Raw genomic sequence first — 24,901 nt, forward strand, 5'->3', positions numbered from 1 at the left:
GCGCGGGGGCAAGATGCGCCGATGTTGCTCCCCGCCCTTCTCGCACTGTTCGGCGCCGCTTCGGTTGACGCGCCGCCGCCCAGCCCCGGACAGATCGCGGCGGCAGCGCCCGCGGTCGAGTGGATACCGATCCTGTCAGATGAACTGTTGGTGATGACGCTCGCACCGGCGGCGGGGCAGAAGGTCGTACGACGTGTCGTCATCCAGTTGATCCCGAGCCCACTGTCCGCCGGATGGGTCGCGAACATCCGACAACTGGTGGCGGCGCACTGGTGGGATGGCACCAGCGTCAATCGCGTGCAGGACAATTACGTCGCGCAATGGGGTGATGCGACGGAGAAGAAGCCGCTTCCGCCGGGACTGCGGACGATGACCTCCATCGACTATCCAACGCCGTGGCGGTCGCTCGCGTCTGACACCAACGGCCTTGCCAAGCCGATCGCACGTTGGGCCGCGGGAGGACAGTCGCCCGACGTCTATGCACCCGCGATCCTGTGGTATCGCGGCTTCCCGCTGGCGAGCGACGCGAAACGCGTGAGCGAGGGGCGACGCGTCTGGCCGGTTCACTGCTACGGCAGTGTCGGGGTGGGTCGAAATCTGGCGCCCGACACCGGATCGGGTGCCGAACTCTACGCCGTAATCGGGCACGCGCCGCGTCACCTCGATCGCAACATCGCCGTTGTCGGTCGCGTGATTGCGGGCATGGAGTTCCTGTCAAGCCTCCCGCGTGGCACCGGCGATCTCGGCTTCTACGAGCAGCCGAGCGAGCGTCTTGCGATCACCAGCGTCCGGTTGGCAAGCGAGCTACCCGCGGCCGAGCGCCCGCATTACGCGTATCTGTCCACCACCGGAGCCACCTGGCCACGCTACGTCGCGGCACGTCGAAATCGCGAACCGCCGTTCTTCGAGCAGCCGGCGGGTGCGGCGGACGTGTGCAACATTCCCGTGCCGATCAGGACAGAGCGGGCGGAAAAGTAACGTCGCCTAGCAGCGATCGACGGCGAGCATCCTTAGCGCGCCCGACGCTTGGGTCGCCAATTAGTCATGCTGTGCGACTAACGCGCCGCCACCCAGCTCGCCACCTCTGCTGCGACCTGATTAGCCGCCTGATTGAGCGACGCGCCCGCTGAGGCCGCATCGATCGCCGACACCGGCACGCGCGCCTCGAAGCGGCGCTTTTCCACCGCGGTCGCGTTCACGCGCGTCAGCGCGGCGTCGTAGATCACCACTGCCTGCCGCGTCGGCGCATCGAGCCCGAACGAACGGAGCTCGCCCGCCAAATTGCCGCTGGGATCGCTGACCGACTGCGCGGGGCTCAGCACGACGATGTTGGCGCGTGCCGTCAGCGTGTCCGATAGCAGCCGCGCGAACAGGCGGGCGGGCGGCTCGGTCCATTGCGCATCCTTGACGTAGGCGACGGTGCCCGCGGTCGCCTGCACCGGGACGCGCGCGGTGGCGAGCGCGGTGGAGACCGCCGGCGTCTGCACCACGATCGAGCGTGCATCGGCGGAGGATTGCGTCCGACCCGGTTGCGGCTGCGCCGTTGCGTTCAGTGTAAGCAGCGAGGGCGGCGGCTTCGCACCGAAGCTGATGCAGCCCGACAGCGCCAGCGCAGCGGCAATCGGAAATAATCGGAGAGAGTGCTGCACGCTTATTTCCCCTTATAGTCCGGCAGCTTCTGCTGGCCGATCAGCGAACTTGCTCCGCCCTGCTCAACCCGTTCGGAGATCGCCGACAAGGACGCGGAGGTGACGCGCAGGTCGCGAACCAGCTGGTTGATCTGCGGGATCGTCTGTTTCGAGAAAGTGGTGAGGCCCGGCCGCGCGTCGCCGATCGCACTGTTGAGCGTGTCCGCGCTCGCCTGCGCCGATTTGATCGCGCCGTTCAGGTTCTGGATCGTTGGCTGAATGTCATTGGCGAGCACGCCGTTGGTTGTCTGCGCCAGATTGCCGATCTGTTCCGCCGCAACACCCGCCTGCGCGATCGCAACGCGCGTCTGCGCCAGCGTGGCGGCGATCTCGGGCCCGCGATCGGCGAGCGCGGCCGACAGCCGGTTGGTGTTGTCGAGGATGCCCGCGATCGACGCCTGGTTGCGGTCGGACAACATGCCGGTCAGCCGCTCGGTCAGCGTCGACAACCGCTCGAGCAGCTGCGGCGCGGAATTGAGGATCGCGCCCAGACCGCCGGTCTTGGTCGGAATCACCGGCTTGCCGAGCGGGCAAACCTTGTTGGGGTCGGGATCTGGGCAGGTGATCGGCGGCTGACCCTTGACCGCGCCATCGAGGCTGACCGTGCTGGTGCCGGTGAAGCTGCCCTGGATCGTCGCGGTCGTGCCACGCAGCACCGGAATATCCTGTTTCAGGCTGACGCGGACGCGGACATATTGCGGATCGGGCTGCCACAGCGAGATCGATTTCACCTGCCCCGCCGGTACGCCAGAGAAGGTCACCGACGATCCCGTCGCCAGCCCATCGACCGACTGACGGAAGAAGATATCATACTCATGCTCCTCCGTGCCGCCGAAGCGCGCGATCCACACGGTGAAGATCGCCAGCATCGCCAGCAGGATCAGCACGACGGCACCGACGAGGACGTGGTTCGATCGCGTTTCCATCACTTGGTCCCTGTTGTGCGCGCGGCGTCGACGGACACGCCGCCGCCAGACGCCCCGCGTGCGGCATTGTCGGCGAGCGACCCTTGCGTGCGCTGCCCATCGACGCGGCGCATCACCTCGGTCGGATGCGCGCGTGCGTCGCCCTCAGCCGAGTGAGGTTGTCCATCCTCGGCACGACCTTGCGCGTCCACCGCGGCGCGCCCGCGCGGACCGTTGAAATATTCCTGGATCCACGGATGGTCGGTGGCGAGCAGTTCGGGGATCGTGCCGACCGCAATCACTTTCTTGTCGGCGAGCACCGCAACGCGGTCGCAGATCGCGTAAAGCGTATCGAGATCGTGCGTGATCAGGAACACGGTCAGCCCCAGCGTGCGCTGCAACCCTTGCGTCAGCTGGTCAAACGCCGCCGCGCCAATCGGATCGAGCCCGGCAGTCGGCTCGTCGAGGAACAGGAGCTCGGGATCGAGCGCCAGCGCCCGCGCGAGCCCGGCACGCTTGCGCATCCCGCCCGACAATTCGGCCGGATACTTGGGTCCCGCATCGGCGGGCAGCCCGGTCATCACCACCTTGTACGACGCGATTTCATCGAGCAGCGCGAGGTCGAGGTCGGGATAGAATTCGCGCAAGGGCACCTGCACGTTCTCCGCCACCGTCAGCGTCGAGAACAATGCCCCGCCCTGGAACAGCACGCCCCAGCGGCGCCGGATGTCGAGCGTCTCGGTTTCGTCGCGGCCGAGCGTGGGTTCGCCGAACACCTCGACCTCGCCCGCCTCCGGCGTCTGCAACCCGATGATCGAGCGCATCAGCACCGACTTGCCCGTCCCCGATCCGCCGACCACGCCCAAGATCTCACCACGGCGTACGTCTAGGTCGAGCCCGTCGTGGACGGTCTGGTCGCCGAAGCGGTTGACCAGCCCCTTGATGCGGATGATGTGATCGTCGGCGTCCGCCATCACAGCCACCCGATCTGTTCAAAGAAGACGGCGAAGAATGCGTCGAGCACGATCACCATGAAGATCGCCTGCACCACCGCGGAGGTGGTGCGCAGGCCGACCTGCTCGGCATCGCCCTTCACCTGCATTCCTTGGAAGCAGCCGGCGATCGCGATGATCGCACCAAACACGGGCGCCTTGATCAGCCCGACAAACAGATCGGTGATCGGCACCACCTCGCGAATGCGCGTGACATAGGCGGCGGGCGGGATGTCGAGCGACAGCCAGCACAACACGCCGCCGCCGATGATCGAGATGACCGACGCGTAGAAGCCGAGCAGCGGCATCAGCACGATCGACGCAATCGTGCGCGGTAGCACCAGCGCCTCCATCGGCGAGACGCCGATGACGCGTAGCGCGTCGACCTCCTCCGTCAGCTTCATGGTGCCGAGCTGCGCCGCGAACGCCGAGCCGGATCGCCCCGCGACCATGATCGCGGTCATCAGCACGCCCAGTTCGCGCAAGGTGATGCGCCCGACCAGATTGATCGTGAACGCCTCCGCGCCGAACTGCCGCAGCTGCACCGCGCCCTGTTGCGCGATGACGATGCCGATCAGGAAGCTCATCAGCCCGATGATGCCGAGCGCGGATACGCCGACCACCTCGAAGCGCTGCACCACCGCGTTGAAGCGGAAGCGACTGGGATGGCGGATCACGGTGCCAAGCGAGACGACCGTCGCGCCCATGAAGCCGAGCAGCCCGATCGCGGTTTGCCCCGCCAGCACCACCGCGTCGCCGATCTCGCCCATAACGCGGCGAAACGGCGCGACGCGGGTCGGTCGCATCTGCACCGGCTGGTCGGCGGCCTCGACATGTTCGAAGAGCGTGCGACTGTCGCCGCTCAATCCGTGAACCTGCGCATCCTTGTCACGCGCGAAGCGATGGATGACCCAGGCACCGATCGTGTCGATGCGGTTGATCTCGGACAGATCGATCGCCTTCACCGCGCCATCGTGCTGCGACAGGCGGTCGGGCAAAGTGCCGAGACGCGCCAGCGACAGGTCGCCGGAGAAGCGGATCACCCCCGCATCGTCGGTGAAATCGGCTGCCGCGCTCATGCGTCGATCCATGCGGCAAAGCTCATCATGTCACAAGCGTTTCAAGAGAACGATCGTTCCGCTTATGGAATCATCGCAGCTTACAACAACACGTCGACCGTGTGGATCAACACACCGACAAGACCGCCGACCAGCGTGCCGTTGACGCGGATGAATTGCAGATCCTTGCCGACCGCATTCTCCAGCCGCTCGGTGATGGTGCGCGTGTCCCAGCCGCGCACCGTCTCCGACACCAGCCGGACGATCGTGTCGCCGTAATCGGCCGCGGCGCCGACGACGGCGCGGCGCACGAACCGGTTGATCGTGCGCCCGAGTCGGGGATCGCGCTCCAACGTGTGGCCGAGCTGCTGCAACGCCTCGCCGAACTTGCCCGACAAGAGCGCCTGCGGATCGCGCGCCATCCTGAGCATCGCGGCACGCGCCTGCTCCCACAGGCCGTTGATCCAGTCCTGCATCGCCGGGTTCTCGAGCAGCTCGATCTTCAGCCGTTCGACCTTGTCGCGCATCTCCGGCGTGTGTTGGAGGTCGTGCGCCAGTTGCGCGAGACCTTCCTCGGCCTTCCGTCGCAGCGGATGTTCGCGGTTCTCAGCGATGTCGCCGATCAGCTTGTCGAGCCCATCGATCAGTTTGTTGGCAAGCGTCTCGTCGAGGCCGGTCCAGCGCAGGATCGAGCCCGCGCGGTCGTGCACCATCGCACGGATCAGATCCTCATTGCTGCGCAGCGCATCGCGGCCCCAGCCGATCAGGCTGTCGAGCACGGGGAGGTGCCGATCCTCCGCCACTGCGGCGGACAGCGCGCGCCCGATCATCGGCGACAGCTCGGTCTCGCGCACGCGCGACACCAGCATCGCGCGGACCATGCCGCCCAGCCGCTCTTGGTCGAGCTCCTGCAATATCTCAACCGCCAGCCGCGAGGTCCCGCGCGCCAGCCGCCCGCCCGATCCTTGCGGATTGGCGAGCCAGCGCCCGGCTGCCGACGCGACGTCGATCCGCGCCATCCGCCTCGCGACGACCGAGGGGATCAGGAAATAATCTCGCAGGAAGGTCGCCAACTGATCGCCGATCCGATCCTTGTTGCGCGGGATGATCGCGGTGTGCGGGATCGGCAGCGCCAGCGGGTGGCGGAACAATGCGGTGACCGCAAACCAATCGGCGAGGCCGCCGACCATCGCCGCCTCGCTGAACGCGCGCACGAAGCCCCAGGCGGGGTGGAGCGGCTGTAGCGACCTTGTGACGACAAAGGTCACTGCCATGACGACGAGCAGACCGGTCGCGATCAACCGCATCCGGCGCAGGCCCGGTGGTACCGGCGGGCGCGGTAGTCGGCGGCGGCTGGCGATCGTCATCCGTTGATCAAAGCGTGAGCGTAACGAAGGTTCATGCCCCTCCGCTCGGGCGTTCGGTCATTCAGCCGGATGCGTGCCCTCGCCGCCATAGCCGATCCGCCCCGCGGCGCCGGGCAGCGCGCCCGCAGGCGCGTCATGCTCGATCACCGGCTGGCGATCGTCGCCGGAGCGGTAGGTGAGCAGGCGACGCCCGATCCACGGACCGATCCGCCGTTCCGCGCCGATCGCGAGGCTGAACGCGGCGGGTACGATCAACAGCGTCAGCAACGTCGAAAGCGACAGGCCGCCGATCACGACAATGCCCATCGGCGCGCGGAACGAATTGTCGCCCGACAAGGACAAGGCAGTCGGCACCATGCCCGCGACCATCGCGATCGTGGTCATCAGAATCGGCTGCGCGCGCTTGTGCCCGGCATCGATGATCGCGGCGCGAAGCGGCACGCCCGCCTGCATCTCCTCCAGCGCGAAATCGATCAGCAGGATCGAGTTCTTGGCAACGATGCCGAGCAGCATCAGCAGACCGATGAACACCGGCAGCGACAAGGGCTGACCTGCGATCATCAGCGCGATCAGCCCGCCCAAGGGTGCCAGCAGCAGCGAGCCCATGTTGACGACCGGCGGCAGCAGCCGGCGGTAGAGCAGGATCAGCACCGCGAAGACGAGGAACACGCCCGCCAGCACCGCAAAGACGAAATTGACCAGCATCTCCATCTGCCACTTCGCCTGCCCGACCTGCAGTTCCTGCACGCCGATCGGCAGGTTCTTCATCACCGGCAGCGCCTTGATCTTCGCCATCACCTCACTGGCGACGAGGCCGGGCGACAGGTCCGCACCGACGGTCAGCTGACGCTGCTGGTTCAGGCGTGTGATGCGCGTCGGGCCCGAGCCGAAGCCGATCTCGGCGACGAGGCCGAGCGGCACCGATCCGCCGTTCGCGGTCGGCACCGGCAGATTCTGGATCGTGTCGAGCCGCGAGCGAGACGATTGCGCCAAAGCGACGCGGATCGGGATCTGGCGATCGGACAGCGAGAAGCGCGCGCTGTTCTGATCGAGGTCGCCCAAGGTCGCGATGCGGATCGCGCTGGACAGCGCCGCGGTCGTCACCCCCAAGTTGGCGGCGAGATCGAGCCGCGGCCTGATCTGGATTTCGGGCCGGTTGAGGTCGCCCGCGACGCGCGGGGCGACCACGCCGCGCACGCCCGCCATCTGTTTGACGAGGGTGTTGGCGGTCTGCGCCAGCTGCGCGGGATCATCCCCCGCGAGCGTCACCGACAGGTCGCGATTGTTGTCGCCCCAACCGAACTGCGATTCGAAATTGACGCGCGCGTCGGCGACCTTGGCAAGCAGCGGCGTCAGCTCGCGCTCGAACTCGGTCGAGGTCTTGTCACGCGGCTTCTTCAACTGCAGCACGAGACGACCCGACCCGACGCTAGTCGTCGCATAGACGCTTTCCACCAGCGGCTGGCGGTGCATCAGCTGATCGACCTGCTCGACCACGGCCTGAGTCGCCTCCAGCGTCGAGCCCGGCGGCATGGTCACGGTGACGACGCTACGGTCGCGGTCCTGCGCCGGCTGGAATGTCATCGGGATTTGCGTGAACAGGAACAAGGTCAGCGCAAAGGCGAGCGCGCCGATGCCGACCGTCCAGACGCGGTGATCGCGCAGGTACGCGGCCGCGCGACGCAGACGGCCGCGGGAGCGCACCGCCGGCGACTTGCCCTCCTGCAACGTCCAGACGAGCACGCGCTGATAAACGTCGAGCCAGCGACCGCCGCCATGCTCGGCATGGCCGGACGACTTCAGGAAATAGGCCGCGATCATCGGTGTGATCAGGCGCGCGACTGCGAGGCTCATCAGCACCGCGACGACGACCGTCAGACCGAAATTCTTGAAGAACTGCCCCGAGATGCCGGGCATCAGTCCAACGGGAAAGAACACCGCAACGATCGCCATCGTGGTCGCGAGCACGGCGAGCCCGATCTCGTCCGCGGCATCGATCGACGCCTGGAACGCCGATTTGCCCATCCGCATGTGGCGCACGATGTTCTCGATCTCGACGATCGCGTCATCGACGAGCACGCCCGCCACCAGGCTGAGCGCCAACATGGTCATGTTGTTGAGCGTGAAGCCCAGCATGTCCATGAACCAGAACGCGGGGATCGCCGACAAGGGGATCGCGAGCGCGGCGATAAAGGTCGCGCGCCAGTCGCGCAGGAACAGGAACACGACCAGCACCGCGAGCAGCGCACCCTCGATCATCGAGTGGATCGCCGCCTTGTACTGGACCAGGGCATATTCGGAGCCATCGACGCGCAGGCGGAACTTGACCTTGGGATTGCGCTTCTCAAGCGCTTCGAGCTTCGCCTTCGCCTCGCGAAAGACGGTAACGTCGGAGGCGCCCTTCGCGCGCTTGAAGTCGAACGAGATCACCGAGCGGCCATCAACCGCGGCGGCGGTGCGACGCTCGCCGTACAGGTCGCGCACCACCGCGATGTCGGCCAACCGGATGGTGCGGCCGCCGCCGACGTTGATCTGCGTCTGGCTCAGTTGATACGCTGTGTCGGCGTTGCCGATCACACGCACCGATTGTTCGGCACCCGCGATCTCGGCGCGGCCGCCCGGTGCGTTCAAATTCACCTGCCGCAATTGCTGGTTGATCTGGCTGGCGGTCAGTCCCTGCGCGGCGAGTTTCGCGGGATCGAGGATGACGCGGATTTCGCGGTCGACGCCGCCATTCCTCGTCACGCTGCCCATGCCCGACACCGACAGCAGCTCCTTCGCCACCGTATTGTCGATGTACCAGCTCAAATCCTCGATCGACATGTCGGTGCCGGTCGCGGTGTAGCTGCCCAGATTGAAGTCGTTGGCCTTGATCCGGCTGACCTGCGGCTCGGTGATGCCGTCGGGCAGGTCGGCACGGATCTGCGTGATCGCATCGCGCGCCTCGTTCACCGCACGGTCGACCGGCGTGCCGATCGCAAGCTGCACCACCGTGGTCGAATCGCCTTCGCTGACGTAGGAGTTGATCTCGTCGATCCCCTCCAGGCTGCGCACCGCCGCCTCGACCCGCTGCGTCACCTGGGTCTCCAGCTCGCTCGGCGCGGCACCCGGCTGGTTGATCGAGATAACCACGCCGGGAAAGTCGATGTCCGGCTGCTGGTTGATGTCCATGCGGATGAAACTGACCACGCCCATCACGGTCAGGATCAGGAACAGGACGATCGACGGCACCGGGTTGCGGATCGACCAGGCCGAGATGTTGCGGAAACCCATCGGTCGTCAGCTCCCCTGACGCCGCAGGATCGGCGTCACCTTCTGCCCCGGATTGAGGAAGGCACCGGCGGAGAGCACGACGCGCTCGTTGCCATTGAGCCCCGTGGCGATCGCGACCTGGTTGTTGTCGACCGGACCCAGCGTCACGTTGCGGCGCTGCGCCTTGTTGGCGGCATCGACGATGTAGACGTAATTGCCCTGCTCGTCGCTTTGCAGCGCGGACTGCGGCAGCTCGGGCGCGTTGCCCGCATTGGCGATGATCGATGTGGAGGCGAAACCGCCGGGGCGCAGCGCAGGATTGTACGCAAGCGCGATGCGCGCGATCCCCTGCCGCGTCTGCGGATCGATGATCGGCGCCACCTGCCACACTTGTCCTGCAAACTGGCGCGTGTCGCCGACCGGGGTCACGGTCGCGCGCGAACCGACGTGGATCGCCTGCAAGTCGCCTTCCGACAATTGCGCCCGCATCTCCATCTCGCCGCCCTTGGCCATGCGGAACAACACGCCCGACGCTGAACTGACGATCTGTCCCGGCTCCACGCCGCGGGTCAGCACCAGTCCCTCGGCGGGCGCGCGAATGTCGAGCCGGGCGTTGCGCGCGCGCTGTTCGGACAAGGCGGCGCGCGACACCTGCAACCGCGCGGCGGCGGCGTCGCGCGTCGCGATACGACGCTGCACGTCGGCTTTCGAGATGAAGCCGCGATCGACGAGGCTTTTCGCGCGCTGAAGTTCGGCCTGCGCGAGCGTCAGGTCGGATTGCGCGACGCTGATCTGCGCGGCCAAGCTGGCGGCGGTCTGCGCCTGGACCGAGCGGTCGACGGTGGCGAGCACCTGCCCTGCCTTCACCCACTGCCCCGGCTCGACCAGCACGCGCGACACCATGCCGCCCTCGCCCGCGACGCCCACCGGCATCTCGCGCCGCGCGGCGAGCGTGCCGGTCGCGCTGACGGTACGGTCGACCACCTGGCGGCCGGGCACGACCACGGTGACGTTGGGGGCGCCCGCGTCCGCCGACGCAGCGGCAGGCGGCGCTGCTTTTTCGTGCCTGAACACGAACCAGCCACCGACGAGCGCGAGCACGACCAGCGCGGCGATGATCCAGCGCCGCCGCCGCCGCGGCCGCTCGTCGGTCAGCAACAGCCGTTCGCCCTCCAAACTCCCCGGCTCGTACGTCATGCGCGCTTGTTATCCCTCGATTAGGCGCTGTATTATCCAGCTACGTCACCACGCGCAAGCCCGTGGATCATTCAGCTTGCGTTGGTTTTGGCGAACCTAGACGATCAAGCGTTAATGAACGGGAGGTCTTTCATGCGATCAACTTCACACTCAACCTTGTGGCTCGCGGGCGCGGCGGCACTCATGCTACCGACCGGCGCGATGGCACAGATGAACGCGACGCAAGCGACGCCGATCGACGGCACCGTGCTGGAGGTGAGCGCAACCGGCCGCGTGTCGCGCACGCCCGATCAGGCGGTGATCCGCGCCGGCGTGGTGACGCAGGCGGCGACTGCGGCGGCGGCGACGCAGGAGAATGCGGCGCGCATGGCGCAAGTGATCGCAAGCCTGAAATCCGCCGGGATCGCGCCGCGCGACCTGTCGACCAGCAACGTCTCGCTCCAGCCGCAATATCGCTATGCCGACAACCAGCCACCGGTCGTCACCGGCTATCAGGCGAACAACAGCGTGTCGGTCAAGTTCCGCGATATCGCGCGCAGCGGCGCGGTGCTCGACGCATTGGTAAAGGCCGGCGCGAACCAGATTGACGGCCCGTCGCTCTCGCTGTCGCAGCCCGACGCGGCGCTCGACGCAGCGCGGACCGACGCGGTGACGCGCGCCAAGGCACGCGCTGCGCTTTATGCGCAGGCAGCGGGTCTGCGGGTCGATCGCATCCTGTCGATCAACGAAGCGGGTGAGAATGACGGTGGGCAGCCGCAGCCGCCGGTCATGTTCCGCGCGCGCGCAATGGCGGCGGACAGCGGCCCAGCGACACAGGTACTTCCCGGTGAAACCGAGGTAACAGCGACGATCAACGTGCGCTTCGTCCTGAAATAACGCGAAACGGCCGCCCGATCGCTCGGGCGGCCGTTCTGCTTGTACCGGACGGCAGTGCGATTACCGCACGCGACCGCGACGGAACAGGTTGACGATCGCGAGCAGGACAACGGCGCCCAGCAACGAAATCAGGAACGAGTAAAGGTTAAGCGGGGCGTTGTTGATCGAACCGCCGGTGAAGATCAGACCACCGACGAATGCGCCGACGATGCCAACGATGATATTCAGGAAGATGCCCTGCTGTGCATCGGTGCGCATGATAATGCTGGCCAGCCAGCCAATGACACCGCCAACAATAAGCCAGATAATGAGGTTCATCGCAAACACTCCCCGTGGTTACTCGCCCAAGCCGGACGCTGGGGGTGAGACGCTTGACCACCAAATGTTGTTCCGCAGCCGAAACCTCGTCTCAGAATTTCTGCTGGCGTTCGTACAACGACTTGTAATGCTGGATCCGCGTCACGCGCAGCCCCGGCATACCGGAGCGATCGATCGCGCGCTGCCAGCCGGCGAATTCCTCGACCGTCAGGCCGTAGCGCGCGCAGACGTCATCGACCGACAACAGCCCGCCGTTCACCGCGGCGACCACCTCGGCCTTGCGCCGCACCACCCAGCGCGTCGTATCGGCCGGCGGCAGCGTGTCCAGCGTCAGCGGCTCGCCGAGCGGGCCGATGACTTTCGCGGGACGTATCTTCTGATTCTCGATCATTCCTAAACCTCGGCTGAGGGATTTGTGCCCCCGTTCCATCGTGCGGCCCTTGTAGGCGATGGCCTTGAACGGTGTTTAAAGCGGCGCGGTAAACAGGGTCTTCACAGCTTTGCCCGGTCTTCTGTTGCGATGTTCACACGTGGCCACCCCGTACCGTCGTTTGTTACAATCCCGCTTAGGTCCGAGAAGCTGAAGGAGCAGTAAAGCGCGGCGGTACGTGCGCCGACGAGTGGCGGGCGAACGACGAAATGCCTATAGTAGCGCCATGCACGACCTCGCCGATTTCCAATTGCCGCCGAGCGCGCGCCGGATCGTGGTCGCGATGTCGGGCGGCGTCGATAGTTCGGTAGTGGCGGCGCTGGCCGCGCGGACGGGCGTCGAGACGATCGGCGTGACGCTGCAATTGTACGATCACGGCGAGGCGACCAGCCGCGCGGGCGCGTGCTGCGCCGGGCGCGACATTCGCGACGCGCGCGCGGTGTGCGACCGGCTAGGCATCGCGCATTACGTGTTCGACCACGAGACGAGCTTTCGCGAACAGGTGGTCGACCGCTTCGCCGACGAGTATCTGGCGGGGCGGACGCCTATCCCGTGCGTCCAGTGCAACATGGGGCCGAAGTTCACCGACCTGTTCGCGCTCGCGCGTGACCTGGGCGCCGATGCGCTCGCGACCGGGCATTATGTCCGCCGGGTAGAGGGGACGGATGGCGCGGAGCTGCACCGCGGCGCCGATCCGGCGCGCGACCAAAGTTACTTCCTGTTTGCAACCACGACCGCGCAACTCGACTTCCTGCGCTTTCCGCTCGGCAATTTGCCCAAGGCGCGGGTGCGCGAGATCGCGGCCGAACTGGAACTGCTGGTCGCGGCCAAGCCTGACAGCCAGGACATCTGCTTCGTGCCCGACGGCGATTATGCCGGATTGGTGAAGAAGCTGCGGCCAGAGGCCGCGCAGGGCGGCGAGATCGTCGATCTCGATGGCCGTAAGCTCGGCGAACACCGCGGCATCATCCACTACACCGTGGGGCAGCGCCGCGGGCTCGAGATCGGCGGCAGTCCCGAGCCGCTCTACGTCGTGCGCGTGGAGCCCGAGGCGCAGCGCGTCGTCGTCGGTCCGCGCCGAGCGCTGGCGGTCAACGCGGCAAGGCTGGAGGACATGAACGTGCTCGTACCGCTGACGAGCGCGCTGACTGCCAAGGTGCGGTCGATGGCAAAGCCGGTGCCGGCGCGGATGCTGGGCGACCGGCTGGTGTTCGACGCGCCCGAATATGGCGTCGCGCCGGGACAGGCGGCGGTGCTGTATGACGGCGACCGCGTGCTGGGCGGCGGCTGGATCGCTGAGACGGAAGCGGCGATGGCGGCGGCGTGAGCCGTGGCGGGTATCGCCGCAACTCCGCCTATCGCCCGCTTCCTTCGTTTTGCCCGGCTTGAACCTTGTCCGGTCATCACCCGCATCTCCGGAGCGCAGGCGAACGCTTGCCCGCCTGGTGCGCGCTACGCCAGTTCGTGCGCCCAGGCGTGGAGCAATGTGTGCGCGATCGCATAAGGCGGCGGCGCGATGAACGCGTCGCCCGTGCCGGCAAGCACCGCCAGCACGTCGCCGCGGCTGATCCATTTCGCGTCCTCAAGCTCGTTGGTGTCGAGCGTGATCTGGTCGGTCACCGCCTGACCGATGCAGGCGATCATCAGCTGCGACGGGAACGGCCATGGCTGGCTGGCGACGTAGCGAACCGCACCGACCTCGACCCCGGCCTCCTCGCCGATTTCGCGCCGCACCGCTTCCTCGATGCTCTCGCCCGGTTCCAGAAAACCGGCGAGTGCGGAATAGCGACCGGCGGGGAAGCTCGGCTGCCGACCGATCAGCGCGCGGCCGTCATGCTCCGCAATCATGATGACGACAGGGTCGGTGCGTGGAAAATGCTCGGCATCGCAATTGGGGCATTTGCGGCCCCAGCCGGCGCGGAAGATCGCCGTGGCGGTGCCGCATCTCGCGCAGAAGCCATGCCGCGCATGCCAGTCGAGCAGCGAGCGCGCGGTGGCGAACGTCGCTGCCTCACCGGGCCGTAGCCGGTCAAGCGTGTGAAACAGGGTCGGAGAGCGGAACGGCGGCGGCGCACCCTGGCCGGCCAAGATCGCCGCAAAGCGTGGCCGGCCGTTGTCGAGGCCGAGCAGCACGAACTCGGCATCGTCGGGTGCTTCGGTCAGCATGGTCCAGCCGAGCCGACCGTCGTCGGTGACCTCGGGCTCCCAATGATGCAGGCTGAGCAGTCGCGCCTGCCAATTGCCCATCGCGGTGGCGAGTGCGGAGTCGTCGTGGCGCATCGCGTCGGCACGGTCGAGCAGGCCGCCGGTGAAGCCGGGCGTCAGGATCTCACCCACGCCTAACGGCGACCCTGCTGTTCGGCACGGCGCTCGGCATCGCGGCGCAGCGTGGCGCCGACCTGCTTGGCAAGGTCGAGGCTGCCGGGCGGGAAGATGTTGACCATCGCAGTGCCGCGCGTCCGGTCGACCGTGTTGACGAACGCGATCGTGTTGGCAGCGCCGCTCCACGCATAGGTGCCGCGCGGTGCGCCGCCGGGTACGTCCTCAAGCTGCACGTAGCCGCCCGCGCCGAACCCTGCGCCCGGCTGCGTGCCGGGCGTGTAGCCGGTGTAGCTGACGCCGGCGGGAAGCAGGTTTGAGGTCGCGAGCCGTACCGTCTCGGGCTTCATCACCTCGACGCCGTCGAGCGTGCCGCCATCCTGGATCATGTGCAGGAAGCGATCATAATCGCGTGCCGACGACACCAGCCCCGCACCACCATAGGGGAAGCTCGGCGGGTTGAGATAAGGCGAGGTCGCGGCCGGATCGAACGGCATCAGCCGGCCCGCTGCGGCAACGTAGAGCGTCACGAAGCGCCGCTGCTGCCCGGCGGGCACCTGCCACCCGGTCGAGGTCATGCGCAGCGGGGTGAGCAGCCGCGTCTGCACGAACCGCTCGAACGACATGCCGCTCGCGCGCTCGATCACCGCGCCCATCACGTCGAGCCCGATCGAATAGCTCCACTTCGTGCCCGGCTGCGCGATCAGCGGCAGCTGTGCCGCGCGGGTCGCAAATGCCTGGAGGCTGGTCGGGCGCGTGCGTCGCGCCTCGTGCTCCACCTCGGCATTGACCTGCGCCGGCACGACACCCAACCGCTCGGTTTCCTTGAGCAGCGGGCCTTTGGCGAGGATGTTGTAACTCAGCCCTGCCGAATGCGTCAGCAACATGCGGATTGTGATCGGCCTGACCGCCGGCACCGTGTCGAGCGAGGTGTCGGGATTGGTCAGCACGCGCATCTTCGCAAACGTCGGGATGTATTTCGACACCGGATCGTCGAGTCTGATGCGGCCGTCCTGCACCAGCAGCATCGCCGCCATGCCGGTGATCGGCTTGGTCATCGAATACACGCGCCACAGACTGTCGGGACCAGCGGCGGACGCGTCGGCATCGGTGGCGATCCGCCCGGCGGACAGATAGAGCGTCGGACCATCGCCGTGCCCGAACGCGCCGGCGATCCCGGGGGCGCGCCCGTCCGCGACGATGCGATCGAATAGCGCCTGTGTGGCTGGCAAAAAGATGCGGCCGAGCGTCTCGCCGGTCGGGATCGGCATGCGCGGACGCGGCATGGCCGATTGACGAGGTGGAGCCGCTGGTCGCGGGTTCGCCTGCGACGCCGCCTCGCGCGCGACCGTCAGCCCCGCGACGAGCGCAATCGCCGCGCCACCTGCCGCCATTACGGCGCGTCGTCCGCGCGACCAACGAACCAGCATCACCCTGCCTCCATCCCCATCGCCGCGCGCGCCGCCTTGGCGAAAACGGTCGGCAGACCGGCCTCGCCCAGCGTCGCGATCGGCCACCATTCGCCGGTGGCTTCCACTTTGCCATGCGCCTCGCCCGTGACCAGCGCAAGATCGAGCGTGAAGTGGGTGAAGCCGTGGCTCACCTGTACGTTGAGCGCGCACCAGTCCGCGTCGACAGGCGCGCCCGCGACGCCGGGTTGCGTGTCCTGCCACGGCCCGGTCGGCAGCGCACGCATGCCGCCGAGCAGGCCGGTGTCGGGGCGGCGGACGAGCAGCACCTCGCGCCCGTTCACGCCATCGCGCGTCAGCCAGAAGATCGTGCCGTGACGATGCGGACGCTCCGGCTTGGGCTTCTTGATCGGGTATCGTTCGGCCTCTCCGCTTGCCTGCGCGGCGCAGTGGGCGTTGAGTGGGCACAGCAGGCACTTGGGGCGTCGCACCGTGCAGACCGCTTGACCCAGATCCATCATCGCCTGCGCGAAGTCGCCGGCGCGATGCTCGGGAGTGATGGCATCGGTCGCGGCGCGGACTGCCGGGCGCGCGGCAGGAAGCGGCGTGGCGATCGCGAACAGCCGCGCGACCACGCGCTCGACATTGGCGTCGACCACCACCGCGCGCGCACCGAACGCGATCGCGGCGACCGCGGCAGCGGTATAGGCGCCGAAGCCCGGAAGGCCACGCAACGCCGCCTCGGTCCGCGGCAGTTCGCCGCCATGCTCCGCGGCGATGACGCGCGCCGCGGCGAGCAGGTTGCGCGCACGGGCGTAATAGCCGAGCCCGGCCCAGGCGGCCATCACGTCCGCCTCATCGGCAGCAGCAAGATCGGCAAAGGTCGGCCAGCGTTGCGTCCAGGCGATGAAGCGCGGCCGGACGGTCACGACGGTGGTCTGCTGGAGCATCACCTCCGACAGCCAGACACGATATGGTTCGGGCGTCTCACCCGGCTTTGCGCGCCATGGCAGGTCGCGGCGGTGGCGATCGTACCAGTCAAGCAGTGCCGGCGCGATCGCGCTTGGATCGGCAGGCTCATGCAACGAAGGTGCGATCGAATCCTTGGCGTCCACAGCCTCGCTATGGCATGGGCGAGCGGATGAGCAAGCGCCCGCGCGCCCCCCTGCCCCCGCCGGAGCGTCAGAACCGGTCACGTGCCGTGTCCGAACTGCTGCCCGCGATCGGCGGCGCGGCATTCCGGCGCTTCGGCTTCGTGCAGTCGGCGGTGGTGTCGCGCTGGCCCGAGATCGTCGGCGAGCGGCTGGCGGCGGTCAGTTCGCCCGAATCGATCCGCTTCCCGATGGGCAAGAAGCAGGACGGCACGCTGACGCTGACCTGCCGCGGCGCGCATGCGGTGATGATGCAGCACGTGCTGCCGGAAATCACCGAGCGGGTGAACCGCTTCTTCGGCTATCAGGCGGTGGCGCGGATCACGATCCGCCAGGGCGAGATCACCAAGCGCGCGCCACGCCGCGTGATGCCCGAACTCGCGCCCGCGCCGAGCGAGCTGGGTGCCAGTTTGAAGACGATCGTCGACCCCGAGCTGAAGGCGGTGCTGGAGGCGCTCGCCTCCGGCGTCGCCAACCGCCCGAGCCTGCCCCAGATCAAGTGAAAGCGGCTGCCATGAAGACGCTCTTGCCCATCCTTGTCGCGGCGATGCTCGCTGCCTCCACCGCCGGCGCGGCGCCACGATCGTGGACCGCGGTGGCGGCACCGGTCGCGGCCGGCAGCTACCTGATCGGCAACCCCAAGGCCAAGGTGCGGCTGGTCGAGATCCTGAGCTACACTTGCCCGCATTGCGCCCATTTCGCCGCCGAGTCGGAGCCTAGCATCAAGGCGATGGTGCGATCGGGCTCGCTCGCGGTCGAGGTACGCAACCAGCTGCACGACAAGATCGACCTCGCCGCCGCGACGCTGGCGCGGTGCGCTGGGGCGAAGGCGTTTCCGGCGGTCCATGCGGCCTTTTTCGCGCAACAGAAGGCGTGGATCGAACGCGCGTTAGAGTGGGACGGCGCCAATGCGGCGCGGATCGCGAGCTACCCGCAGACCGCGCAGTTGCGCGCGCTGGCGGACGGGGCCGGGCTAACCGCCATCGCGCGCACCGCGGGTGTCTCTCCGGCGGCGATCGACGCGTGCTTCGCCAACGAGACCGCGCTCAACGCCGCATTGAAGGTGTCGCAATCGACCGAAGTGGCGGCGGGCACGCCCGCGTTCATCCTGAACGGCAAGTTGATCCAGACGGTGACCTGGACGCAATTGCAGCCGATGCTGCGCGCCGCCGGTGCCCGTTGAGCAAGAAATAAACACATGGAGCTGTCTATGAAGCGTATCGCACTTCTCGCCGGCGCGCTGGCGCTGATGACTGGCTGCGGCGGCAGCAACGACGCGCCGAGCGCACCCGCCGGTTCGGTCAAGGCAGCAGCGGCGCCGACCGGGCAGGACTGGACGCAGACGGTGTCGCAAACGCCCGAGGGGGGCTTCGTCGCGGGCAATCCGAATGCACCGCTCAAGCTGGTCGAATATGGCTCGCGGCTGTGTCCGACATGCGGCGCGTTCGCCAACACCGGCATGCGTCCCCTGATGGATAAGTACGTAAAGACCGGAAAGGTCTCCTACGAATTCCGCGAGTTCCTCGTCCACGGCGCACCCGATTTCCCGCCGGCGTTGCTGGGCCGCTGCGGCGGGACACAGCCGTTCTTCCCGCTGCTGGAGGAGATGTTCGCGGCGCAACCGACCGTGCTGCCGAAGATGGAGGATGCGGGCGCATTCCAGCAGGCGCAGCAGGGCAAGAAGCCAGGGCAGATTTTCACTGCATGGGCCGAGAAGCTGGGCTTCATCGACTTCGTCAAGCAGCGCGGCATCCCCGAGGCGCAGGCACGCGCGTGCCTGACCGACGAGAAGCAGATCGAAGCGCTGACCAAGTACATGGATGCAGGCACCGAAAAGGGCGTGCAGGGAACGCCGACGTTCTTCCTGAACGGCAACAAGCTCGACAACGTCGTGACGTGGGACGGAGTCGAGGGCGCGTTGAAGACCGCGGGCGCCTGATGCCTACCTCACGCGCGTAAGGGGAGCGTCCGCGCGTGCAGATCAAGCGGCTGCGGTTGACGGGGTTCAAGAGCTTCGTCGACCCCGCCGACCTGGTGATCGAGCCCGGGCTGACCGGCGTGGTGGGCCCGAACGGGTGCGGCAAGTCGAACCTGCTCGAAGCGCTGCGCTGGACGATGGGCGAGAATTCTGCCCGGTCGATGCGCGGTGCCGGCATGGAGGACGTGATCTTCGCCGGCACGGCGACGCGGCCGCCGCGCGATTTCGCCGAGGTGTCGATCCTGCTGGAGCAGGAGGACGGCGAGGAGAGCGAGGTCGTACGGCGGATCGAGCGCGGCGCGGGCTCGGCCTATCGGATCGACGGGCGCGACGTGCGCGCGAAGGATGTGCAGCTGCTGTTCGCCGACGCCGCCACCGGCGCGCACAGCCCCGCACTCGTCAGCCAGAACCGGATCGGGGCGGTGATCGCGGCCAAGCCGGCCGATCGCCGCGCGATGCTGGAAGAGGCCGCGGGGATTGCCGGACTCCACGTCCGCCGCCGTGACGCGGAGGCTCGGCTGCGCGCGACCGAGGCGAACCTTGAACGGCTCGACGCCGTGATCGCCGAGAGCGACGCGCGGGCGGGCGCGCTCAGGCGGCAGGCGCGGGTTGCGGAACGCTATCGCACGCTCTCCGATGCGATCCGCACGGCCGAGGCGCGCGTGATCTTCGCGCGGTGGCGCGACGCGGATCGCGCCGCGGTTGCCGCACGCGGTGAGGCGAGTGACGCACAAGCCGCGGTAGCGGCGGCGCAAACCGCGTACTACGCGGCGGCGGCGGCGCAGGAAGACGCGATCGCGGCGCTGTCACAGGCGCGCACCGCCGCACTAGCGGCACGCGATGACGCGGCGGCGGCGGCGCAGGGGCTTGCGGCATTGCGCGCCGATGCAACCGCCGCCGAGCGGCGTGCCGGCGAACTCGAGCAGGCCGGCGCCCGGATCGCGACCGATCGCGAGCGCGAGGGTGACCTCGCGAACGAAGCGACGGCGGCACTCGCCACGCTCAGCCGCGACAGCAAGGCGCTGGAGCGCGCCGCTGCGGAGGCCGAAGCGAGTCTGCCCGGCCTGGAAGCCGCGCTGAGCGCAGCGGAGCGACTGGGACGCGATGCCGAGATCGCACTGGCGCATGCGCTCGCGGCGCAGGCGAGCGCACAGGCGGAGGCCCGGATTGCGCATGCCGCTCTCACGCAGGCGCGCGCTCGGCTGACCCGCGCCGAGCGGGAGCGTGCGGATGCGGCCACGGCGTGTAACGCGATTGCGCAAGCGGCCCCGATTGCGCAAGAACGCGAGGCAGCGACCGCTGCGCAGGCGGCGGCGCGTGGAAGTGCGGAGGAGGCGCGGACACGCCTGACCGCGGTCGAGGCGGCAGAGCATGCCGCGATCGCCCAGCGCGACGCAGCCGAGCAGGCGCGCGCGTCGACGCGGGCCGAACAGGCGGCGCTGGAGGCGGAGCAGGGGACGCTGACGCGCGCGCTACGGCGTAACGGTCGCACGCGGTTGCTCGACCACATCACGGTGGTGCCTGGGTATGAGCGCGCGCTGGCGGCGGCGCTGGGTGACGATCTGGAAGTCGGCCTCGATATCGGCGACGTGGCGCATTGGTCAGATGCGGCCGCGCGCGAAAACGATCCCGCTCCGCTCGCGGGTGCCAAGCCGCTGGGCTTGCATGTTCAGGCGCCGACGGTGCTGGGGCGGCGGCTGGCGCAGGTGTTCGTGGTGGAGGCGGATGACGGCGCGCCGCTCGCAGCGGGGCAGCGTGTGGTGACGCGCGCCGGTGTGATGCGGCGCTGGGACGGGCTTATCGTCACCGCCGGCGGCCTCGCCGCGGCCGAGCGGCTTGAGCGGCAGAACCGGCTGGTGACGATCGAGGCGGCGTTGCCGGCGGCACGTGACGCGGTAAGCGACGCGGCGGCGTCGCTCCGCGCGGTCAGCGACGCAATCGCCGCAGCGCAAGGCGACGCCAGCGCCGCGCGCGGTGAGATCGCGCGGGCGGAAGCGGCAAACCGCGAGGCGCAGGCGCGCCAAGCACGCGCGGAGACGATGCTCGAGCGGATCGAGGGGCAGCGAGCCGACGCCGATGCGCGCGAACGCCGCGCCATACGCGACAGTGACGAAGCGGCGGCGGACGTGGTGCGCGCCGAGGCAGCAAGCGCGGCGCTGCCGGACATGAGTGCCACGGCCGACACGATCGCGGCGTTGCGGCAGGAGGATGCGGCACGACGCCACTCGGTCGATGCCGCGCGGGGCAATAGGCAGGCCGGCGAGCGGCAGGCGGCGGTGCTGCGTGAGCGACTGGCAGGCATGCTGGGCGACGCGAAGAGCTGGCGCGCGCGCGCGGGCGATGCTGCGCGGCGGATCGCCGACATGGCGAAGCGCGAGGGCGAGATCGCGCGCGAGCTGGCTGCGATCACGCCGAGGCTGCCCGAACTTGCGCGCGCCGTGACGCAGGCGGACGCGGCATCGGATATGCTGCGTGCGGCGGTGACCCGCGCCGCGGCGGACGAACAGGCGTGCGAGCGCATGTTGCGGGAGGCGGAGGGCAACGCGCGGCGCGCGGGCGAGACGCTGGCCGCGATGCGCGAGCAGCGCGCAGGGGCAAGCGCGCGCGCCGATCACCACGAGGCGCACCGGATCGATCTCGGCCGTCGCGCCGGGGAGCGGTTCGAGTGCCCGGCGCCGGTTCTGCCCGAGCGGATCGGCTTCGCGCCCGACCAAGTCGGATCGGCGGACACGGAAACGGCGGCGTTCGAGCGGATGTTGCGCGAGCGCGAGCGGATCGGCCCGGTCAACCTCGTCGCGGCGCAGGAACTCGCCGAGCTGGAAGCGTCAGGCGCGGGCAACGCCGCCGAGCGCGCCGAACTGGGTCAGGCGGTCAATCGCCTGCGTGGATCGATCGGCACGCTCAACCGCGAGGGGCGGCAGCGCTTGCTCGCCGCGTTCGAGGCGGTCGACGGGCATTTCCGCCGGCTGTTCGCGACGCTGTTCGATGCCGGGGACGGTGTCGGCGGCCAGGCTCATCTGGAACTGGTCGACTCGGACGATCCTCTTGAAGCCGGGTTGGAGATCATGGCGCAGCCACCGGGCAAGCGGCTGCAATCGCTGACATTGCTGTCGGGGGGCGAGCAGGCGCTGACCGCGGTGGCGCTGATCTTCGGCCTGTTCCTGACCAACCCGGCGCCGATCTGCGTGCTCGACGAGGTCGACGCGCCATTGGACGATGCCAACATCGACCGCTTTTGCGCACTGCTCGACCGGATGACGCGCGAGACACGGACGCGCTACCTGATCGTCACGCACAATGCGGTGACGATGAGCCGGATGCACCGCCTGTTCGGCGTGACGATGGTCGAGCGCGGGGTCAGCCGGCTGGTATCGGTCGATCTCGGTCGCGCGGAACGGTTGCTCGCGGCGGAGTGACACGCGTGATCCATGCGGGAGCCTGATCGCGCACTGCCGCCCAGATGATCCACAGTACCGCGACCCCACGGATCGCCGCCGCGGTCGCGACATCGACCTGAGTGGCGGAAGGCCATGCGCCCTCCATGCCGGCGAATAGCCAGAATTCGGCGAAATAGGCGAACAGGTCGCCAAGCAGGAACAGCGCCAGCGGTCGCGCACGCGTTCCCGTCAGCACTAGGAGCGGCCACAGCCACAGGTCGAATTGCGGCGACCACACCTTGTTGGTGAGCAGGAACCAGGCGAGGACGGGCGTGAACAGCACCCATAAGTGCGCTGTGTGCCGCCTCCATCCTGCAATCACGACAGCGGCGGCACCGACGAAGAAGGCGATCAGCGCCAGCTCGTTACGCGCGGGAATGTCGGTCGGGTACCAGTTGAAGGTGTTGGCAAGCTCCCACACGCTTGCCGCGGTGCCGCTACGCTCCTGCGAGAAGGCGTAGAACTCGCTCCAGTTGGTGAAGGCGCTTGCCGCGACAGGCACGTTGACCACGCCCCAGGTGGCGACTGCAACCGAAACGAGCAGTGCGGCGCGCATGACGTTGGCGCCGATCTTACCACTGCGGTGCAACAGCGCGGCGAGGCCAAGCAGCGGAAGCAACAGCAACGGAAACAGCTTCGCCGCGCCGCCGAGTGCCGCGAGTGCTGTCGCGCGCACGTCCTGCCCGCGCGATGCGGCGATCACCGCCGCGACCGCCAGGCTGGCGGCGAGCAGGTCCCAATTGTGCGCGACGTACAGCACCAACGGCGGCGCGAGCGCCCAGCCATATTGCCGCAACCGGCCGACGCCTGCGCGTCGCATCAGGTGGAGGATCAGATAGGCGAAGGCGGTGTTGCCGAGCCACGTGGCAGTCAGGAAGTCGGCCGCATCGGCTCGCCCGAACCCGAGTACGCGCGCAACCAGCCCCTCCACCCAGATCAGCGCGCCGGTCAGCACCGGATATTCCATCCGTGCCTGAACATACGGCACCTGCCCCGCCGCTACCCCGCGCACCCCCCAGAACGGCACCGCGTCGCTGTAGCAGCCGGTGGTGTATTGCTCAGCCCCGACCCAGTAAGCACCGCAGTGAAGCTTGAACGCGAGCCCGGCGAGACAGGTCAGCGCAAGCGCCCAATAAGGCGCTTCGTCCCCCAGCCCGCGGGCCCAACGATCGATCGTTTCACGCATCACCGCACGTCTTGGCGAAGCATGGTGCGGGCGACAAGCGGACGCGTGCACCTCGACATTTCGCAGTAGCGAACATATATCGAACGGATGGCGCAGCTCGATGTCAAACAGAAGCTGGCGATCCTCGCCGACGCGGCGAAGTACGACGCGTCATGCGCCTCGTCGGGCACGTCGAAGCGCGACAGCCGCGACGGCAAGGGGCTGGGATCGACCGAGGGGATGGGCATTTGCCACGCCTATGCACCCGACGGACGCTGTATCTCGTTGCTCAAAATTTTGCTGACCAACAGCTGTATCTTTGATTGCCATTATTGCATCAATCGCAAAAGCTCGAACGTGCGGCGCGCACGATTTACCGCGGCCGAGGTCGTCAATCTCACGCTGTCCTTCTACCGGCGCAACTACATTGAGGGGCTGTTCCTGTCGTCGGGGATCATCTCGTCGCCCGATTACACGATGGAGCAGATCGTCGAGGTGGCGCGGTCTCTGCGCGAGGATCATCATTTCCGCGGCTACATCCACCTCAAGACGATTCCCGATGCCGACCCGGAGCTGGTGCATCAGGCCGGGCTCTACGCCGACCGCGTGTCGATCAACGTCGAGCTGCCGACCTCGTCGGGGCTGAAGCGGCTCGCGCCCGAGAAGGACGAGGCACGGATTGAGGGCGCGATGCGCGGGGTCAAGGCATCGATCGCCGACCTGACCGATGCGAAGGCGAAGTACAAATCCGCACCGCGCTTCGCGCCTGCCGGTCAGTCGACGCAGATGATTGTCGGCGCCGACGCGGCGACCGACGGCGATATCGTCGGTAAGGCATCGCAATTGTACGATCGCTTCAACCTGCGACGCGTCTATTATTCGGCGTTCAGCCCGATCCCGGATGCGAGTGCGGTGCTGCCACTACAGCGCCCGCCGTTGATGCGCGAGCATCGATTGTACCAGTCCGACTGGCTGATGCGCTTCTACGAGTTCCAGCCGCACGAGGTCGTCGCCGCCACCGACTCAGCGACGGGCATGCTGCCGCTCGACATTGATCCCAAGCTCGCCTGGGCGCTGAAGTTTCGCGAGCATTTCCCGGTCGACGTCAACCGGGCGCCGCGCGAGGCGCTGCTACGCGTGCCGGGACTGGGCACGAAGGCGGTAAAGAACATCCTAGCCTCGCGTCGTTGGCGGCGGTTGCGGCTCGACGATGTCGCGCGGCTGACCGTCTCGATCGCGAAGATCAGGCCCTTCATCGTCACCGACGACTGGCGACCGGTGTCGCTCACCGACCGCGCCGAGCTGAAGCCGCTGGTCGCGCCCAAAAAGCAGCAGCTGGAGCTGTTCGCGGCCTGAGCC

At 67.8% G+C, this 24,901-nt stretch carries 21 protein-coding genes; 8 read left to right on the forward strand and 13 right to left on the reverse strand.

Translation table 11 applies throughout. The features are described 5' to 3' along the window. The first annotated feature begins 21 nt into the window (after nucleotides 1-21). Nucleotides 22-978, forward strand: coding sequence for a peptidylprolyl isomerase (locus SMN802W_RS0107460; protein WP_019516281.1), 957 nt, complete (start codon nucleotides 22-24; stop codon nucleotides 976-978). 77 nt (nucleotides 979-1,055) lie between these two features. Here the strand turns inward: SMN802W_RS0107460 and SMN802W_RS0107465 are convergent, their stop codons facing one another. The 7 genes from SMN802W_RS0107465 to SMN802W_RS0107495 all read right to left on the reverse strand — a co-directional run bounded on the left by SMN802W_RS0107465 (nucleotide 1,056) and on the right by SMN802W_RS0107495 (nucleotide 10,459). Next, a complete protein-coding gene (locus SMN802W_RS0107465) occupies nucleotides 1,056-1,649 on the reverse strand; it encodes an ABC-type transport auxiliary lipoprotein family protein (RefSeq protein ID WP_019516282.1) in 594 nt (197 codons plus the stop codon). Nucleotides 1,650-1,651: 2 nt separating this feature from the next. Beyond that, entirely contained in the window at nucleotides 1,652-2,614 is a 963-nt protein-coding gene (locus SMN802W_RS0107470; protein ID WP_019516283.1) for an MlaD family protein, read from the reverse strand. After that, on the reverse strand, nucleotides 2,614-3,567 hold the full coding sequence (locus SMN802W_RS16645; RefSeq protein ID WP_019516284.1) for an ABC transporter ATP-binding protein: 954 nt from the start codon (nucleotides 3,565-3,567) through the stop codon (nucleotides 2,614-2,616). Before SMN802W_RS16645 ends, SMN802W_RS0107470 begins: the two co-directional genes overlap by 1 nt. Next, entirely contained in the window at nucleotides 3,567-4,664 is a 1,098-nt protein-coding gene (locus SMN802W_RS0107480) for an ABC transporter permease (protein ID WP_026325873.1), read from the reverse strand. The genes SMN802W_RS16645 and SMN802W_RS0107480 overlap by 1 nt, the downstream gene beginning before the upstream one ends. Nucleotides 4,665-4,744: 80 nt before the next feature. Further along, complete coding sequence (locus SMN802W_RS0107485) at nucleotides 4,745-6,010, reverse strand: DUF445 domain-containing protein (RefSeq protein WP_019516286.1); 1,266 nt, start codon at nucleotides 6,008-6,010, stop codon at nucleotides 4,745-4,747. Between the two features lie 57 nt (nucleotides 6,011-6,067). After that, nucleotides 6,068-9,283: an efflux RND transporter permease subunit gene (locus SMN802W_RS0107490; protein ID WP_019516287.1), complete on the reverse strand. Its 3,216-nt coding sequence runs from the start codon at nucleotides 9,281-9,283 to the stop codon at nucleotides 6,068-6,070. 6 nt (nucleotides 9,284-9,289) lie between these two features. Next, the gene (locus tag SMN802W_RS0107495) at nucleotides 9,290-10,459 is read right to left on the reverse strand and encodes an efflux RND transporter periplasmic adaptor subunit (RefSeq protein WP_026325875.1); all 1,170 of its coding nucleotides are present in this window, start codon (nucleotides 10,457-10,459) and stop codon (nucleotides 9,290-9,292) included. 132 nt (nucleotides 10,460-10,591) lie between these two features. Between SMN802W_RS0107495 and SMN802W_RS0107500 the strand changes: the two genes are divergently transcribed. Beyond that, nucleotides 10,592-11,335, forward strand: coding sequence for an SIMPL domain-containing protein (locus SMN802W_RS0107500; RefSeq protein WP_037523561.1), 744 nt, complete (start codon nucleotides 10,592-10,594; stop codon nucleotides 11,333-11,335). A 60-nt stretch (nucleotides 11,336-11,395) separates the two neighbouring features. Here the strand turns inward: SMN802W_RS0107500 and SMN802W_RS0107505 are convergent, their stop codons facing one another. Both SMN802W_RS0107505 and sciP read right to left on the reverse strand, forming a co-directional pair. Next, nucleotides 11,396-11,653 (reverse strand): GlsB/YeaQ/YmgE family stress response membrane protein, encoded by a 258-nt coding sequence (locus SMN802W_RS0107505; protein ID WP_019516290.1) that lies wholly within the window; start codon nucleotides 11,651-11,653, stop codon nucleotides 11,396-11,398. Nucleotides 11,654-11,744: 91 nt separating this feature from the next. Further along, on the reverse strand, nucleotides 11,745-12,044 hold the full coding sequence (gene sciP / locus SMN802W_RS0107510; RefSeq protein ID WP_019516291.1) for a CtrA inhibitor SciP: 300 nt from the start codon (nucleotides 12,042-12,044) through the stop codon (nucleotides 11,745-11,747). Nucleotides 12,045-12,309: 265 nt separating this feature from the next. Between sciP and mnmA the strand changes: the two genes are divergently transcribed. Then, nucleotides 12,310-13,410 (forward strand): tRNA 2-thiouridine(34) synthase MnmA, encoded by a 1,101-nt coding sequence (gene mnmA, locus SMN802W_RS0107515; RefSeq protein ID WP_019516292.1) that lies wholly within the window; start codon nucleotides 12,310-12,312, stop codon nucleotides 13,408-13,410. Between the two features lie 125 nt (nucleotides 13,411-13,535). Here mnmA and nudC read toward each other — a convergent pair whose 3' ends face one another. The 3 genes from nudC to SMN802W_RS0107530 are packed head-to-tail and all read right to left on the reverse strand — an operon-like array spanning nucleotide 13,536 to nucleotide 16,926. Continuing rightward, on the reverse strand, nucleotides 13,536-14,411 hold the full coding sequence (gene nudC, locus SMN802W_RS0107520; RefSeq protein WP_026325876.1) for an NAD(+) diphosphatase: 876 nt from the start codon (nucleotides 14,409-14,411) through the stop codon (nucleotides 13,536-13,538). An 11-nt stretch (nucleotides 14,412-14,422) separates the two neighbouring features. After that, nucleotides 14,423-15,832, reverse strand: a complete 1,410-nt coding sequence (locus SMN802W_RS0107525; protein ID WP_238560155.1) for a serine hydrolase domain-containing protein — start codon at nucleotides 15,830-15,832, stop codon at nucleotides 14,423-14,425. Beyond that, the gene (locus tag SMN802W_RS0107530) at nucleotides 15,832-16,926 is read right to left on the reverse strand and encodes an NUDIX domain-containing protein (RefSeq protein ID WP_019516295.1); all 1,095 of its coding nucleotides are present in this window, start codon (nucleotides 16,924-16,926) and stop codon (nucleotides 15,832-15,834) included. Before SMN802W_RS0107530 ends, SMN802W_RS0107525 begins: the two co-directional genes overlap by 1 nt. A gap of 26 nt (nucleotides 16,927-16,952) precedes the next feature. On the opposite strand from SMN802W_RS0107530, the gene SMN802W_RS0107535 reads away from it, so the two are divergent. Genes SMN802W_RS0107535 through smc form a run of 4 tightly spaced genes read left to right on the forward strand, consistent with a single transcriptional unit; the run spans nucleotide 16,953 to nucleotide 22,356 of the window. Further along, nucleotides 16,953-17,465 carry a DUF721 domain-containing protein gene (locus SMN802W_RS0107535; RefSeq protein ID WP_238560141.1) on the forward strand — a complete coding sequence of 171 codons (513 nt, stop codon included), beginning with the start codon at nucleotides 16,953-16,955 and terminating at the stop codon, nucleotides 17,463-17,465. Nucleotides 17,466-17,476: 11 nt separating this feature from the next. Then, a complete protein-coding gene (locus SMN802W_RS0107540) occupies nucleotides 17,477-18,145 on the forward strand; it encodes a DsbA family protein (RefSeq protein ID WP_019516297.1) in 669 nt (222 codons plus the stop codon). A 27-nt stretch (nucleotides 18,146-18,172) separates the two neighbouring features. Further along, nucleotides 18,173-18,901 (forward strand): thioredoxin domain-containing protein, encoded by a 729-nt coding sequence (locus tag SMN802W_RS0107545; RefSeq protein ID WP_037523620.1) that lies wholly within the window; start codon nucleotides 18,173-18,175, stop codon nucleotides 18,899-18,901. 35 nt (nucleotides 18,902-18,936) lie between these two features. After that, complete coding sequence (gene smc, locus SMN802W_RS0107550) at nucleotides 18,937-22,356, forward strand: chromosome segregation protein SMC (RefSeq protein WP_019516299.1); 3,420 nt, start codon at nucleotides 18,937-18,939, stop codon at nucleotides 22,354-22,356. On the opposite strand, the gene SMN802W_RS0107555 is transcribed toward smc, so the two are convergent. Beyond that, a complete protein-coding gene (locus tag SMN802W_RS0107555) occupies nucleotides 22,298-23,563 on the reverse strand; it encodes a hypothetical protein (RefSeq protein ID WP_019516300.1) in 1,266 nt (421 codons plus the stop codon). The genes smc and SMN802W_RS0107555 overlap by 59 nt on opposite strands. A gap of 87 nt (nucleotides 23,564-23,650) precedes the next feature. Between SMN802W_RS0107555 and SMN802W_RS0107560 the strand changes: the two genes are divergently transcribed. Further along, nucleotides 23,651-24,898, forward strand: a complete 1,248-nt coding sequence (locus SMN802W_RS0107560) for a putative DNA modification/repair radical SAM protein (protein WP_019516301.1) — start codon at nucleotides 23,651-23,653, stop codon at nucleotides 24,896-24,898. The last annotated feature ends 3 nt before the right edge of the window (nucleotides 24,899-24,901 follow it).

It is taken from the genome of Sphingomonas sp. Mn802worker (assembly GCF_000382485.1).
In the GTDB taxonomy this organism is placed as follows: Bacteria; Pseudomonadota; Alphaproteobacteria; order Sphingomonadales; family Sphingomonadaceae; genus Sphingomonas.

What these genes read in the sequence shown, in the direction of transcription:
- SMN802W_RS0107460 (WP_019516281.1), top strand. Translation starts at nt 22, where the DNA reads ATGTTGCTCCCCGCCCTTCTCGCACTGTTCGGCGCCGCTTCGGTTGAC.
- SMN802W_RS0107470 (WP_019516283.1), bottom strand. Translation starts at nt 2,614, where the DNA reads ATGGAAACGCGATCGAACCACGTCCTCGTCGGTGCCGTCGTGCTGATC.
- SMN802W_RS16645 (WP_019516284.1), bottom strand. Translation starts at nt 3,567, where the DNA reads ATGGCGGACGCCGACGATCACATCATCCGCATCAAGGGGCTGGTCAAC.
- SMN802W_RS0107480 (WP_026325873.1), bottom strand. Translation starts at nt 4,664, where the DNA reads ATGAGCGCGGCAGCCGATTTCACCGACGATGCGGGGGTGATCCGCTTC.
- SMN802W_RS0107485 (WP_019516286.1), bottom strand. Translation starts at nt 6,010, where the DNA reads ATGACGATCGCCAGCCGCCGCCGACTACCGCGCCCGCCGGTACCACCG.
- SMN802W_RS0107490 (WP_019516287.1), bottom strand. Translation starts at nt 9,283, where the DNA reads ATGGGTTTCCGCAACATCTCGGCCTGGTCGATCCGCAACCCGGTGCCG.
- SMN802W_RS0107495 (WP_026325875.1), bottom strand. Translation starts at nt 10,459, where the DNA reads ATGACGTACGAGCCGGGGAGTTTGGAGGGCGAACGGCTGTTGCTGACC.
- SMN802W_RS0107500 (WP_037523561.1), top strand. Translation starts at nt 10,592, where the DNA reads ATGCGATCAACTTCACACTCAACCTTGTGGCTCGCGGGCGCGGCGGCA.
- SMN802W_RS0107505 (WP_019516290.1), bottom strand. Translation starts at nt 11,653, where the DNA reads ATGAACCTCATTATCTGGCTTATTGTTGGCGGTGTCATTGGCTGGCTG.
- sciP (WP_019516291.1), bottom strand. Translation starts at nt 12,044, where the DNA reads ATGATCGAGAATCAGAAGATACGTCCCGCGAAAGTCATCGGCCCGCTC.
- mnmA (WP_019516292.1), top strand. Translation starts at nt 12,310, where the DNA reads ATGCACGACCTCGCCGATTTCCAATTGCCGCCGAGCGCGCGCCGGATC.
- SMN802W_RS0107525 (WP_238560155.1), bottom strand. Translation starts at nt 15,832, where the DNA reads ATGCTGGTTCGTTGGTCGCGCGGACGACGCGCCGTAATGGCGGCAGGT.
- SMN802W_RS0107535 (WP_238560141.1), top strand. Translation starts at nt 16,953, where the DNA reads ATGAGCAAGCGCCCGCGCGCCCCCCTGCCCCCGCCGGAGCGTCAGAAC.
- SMN802W_RS0107540 (WP_019516297.1), top strand. Translation starts at nt 17,477, where the DNA reads ATGAAGACGCTCTTGCCCATCCTTGTCGCGGCGATGCTCGCTGCCTCC.
- SMN802W_RS0107545 (WP_037523620.1), top strand. Translation starts at nt 18,173, where the DNA reads ATGAAGCGTATCGCACTTCTCGCCGGCGCGCTGGCGCTGATGACTGGC.
- SMN802W_RS0107555 (WP_019516300.1), bottom strand. Translation starts at nt 23,563, where the DNA reads ATGCGTGAAACGATCGATCGTTGGGCCCGCGGGCTGGGGGACGAAGCG.
- SMN802W_RS0107560 (WP_019516301.1), top strand. Translation starts at nt 23,651, where the DNA reads ATGGCGCAGCTCGATGTCAAACAGAAGCTGGCGATCCTCGCCGACGCG.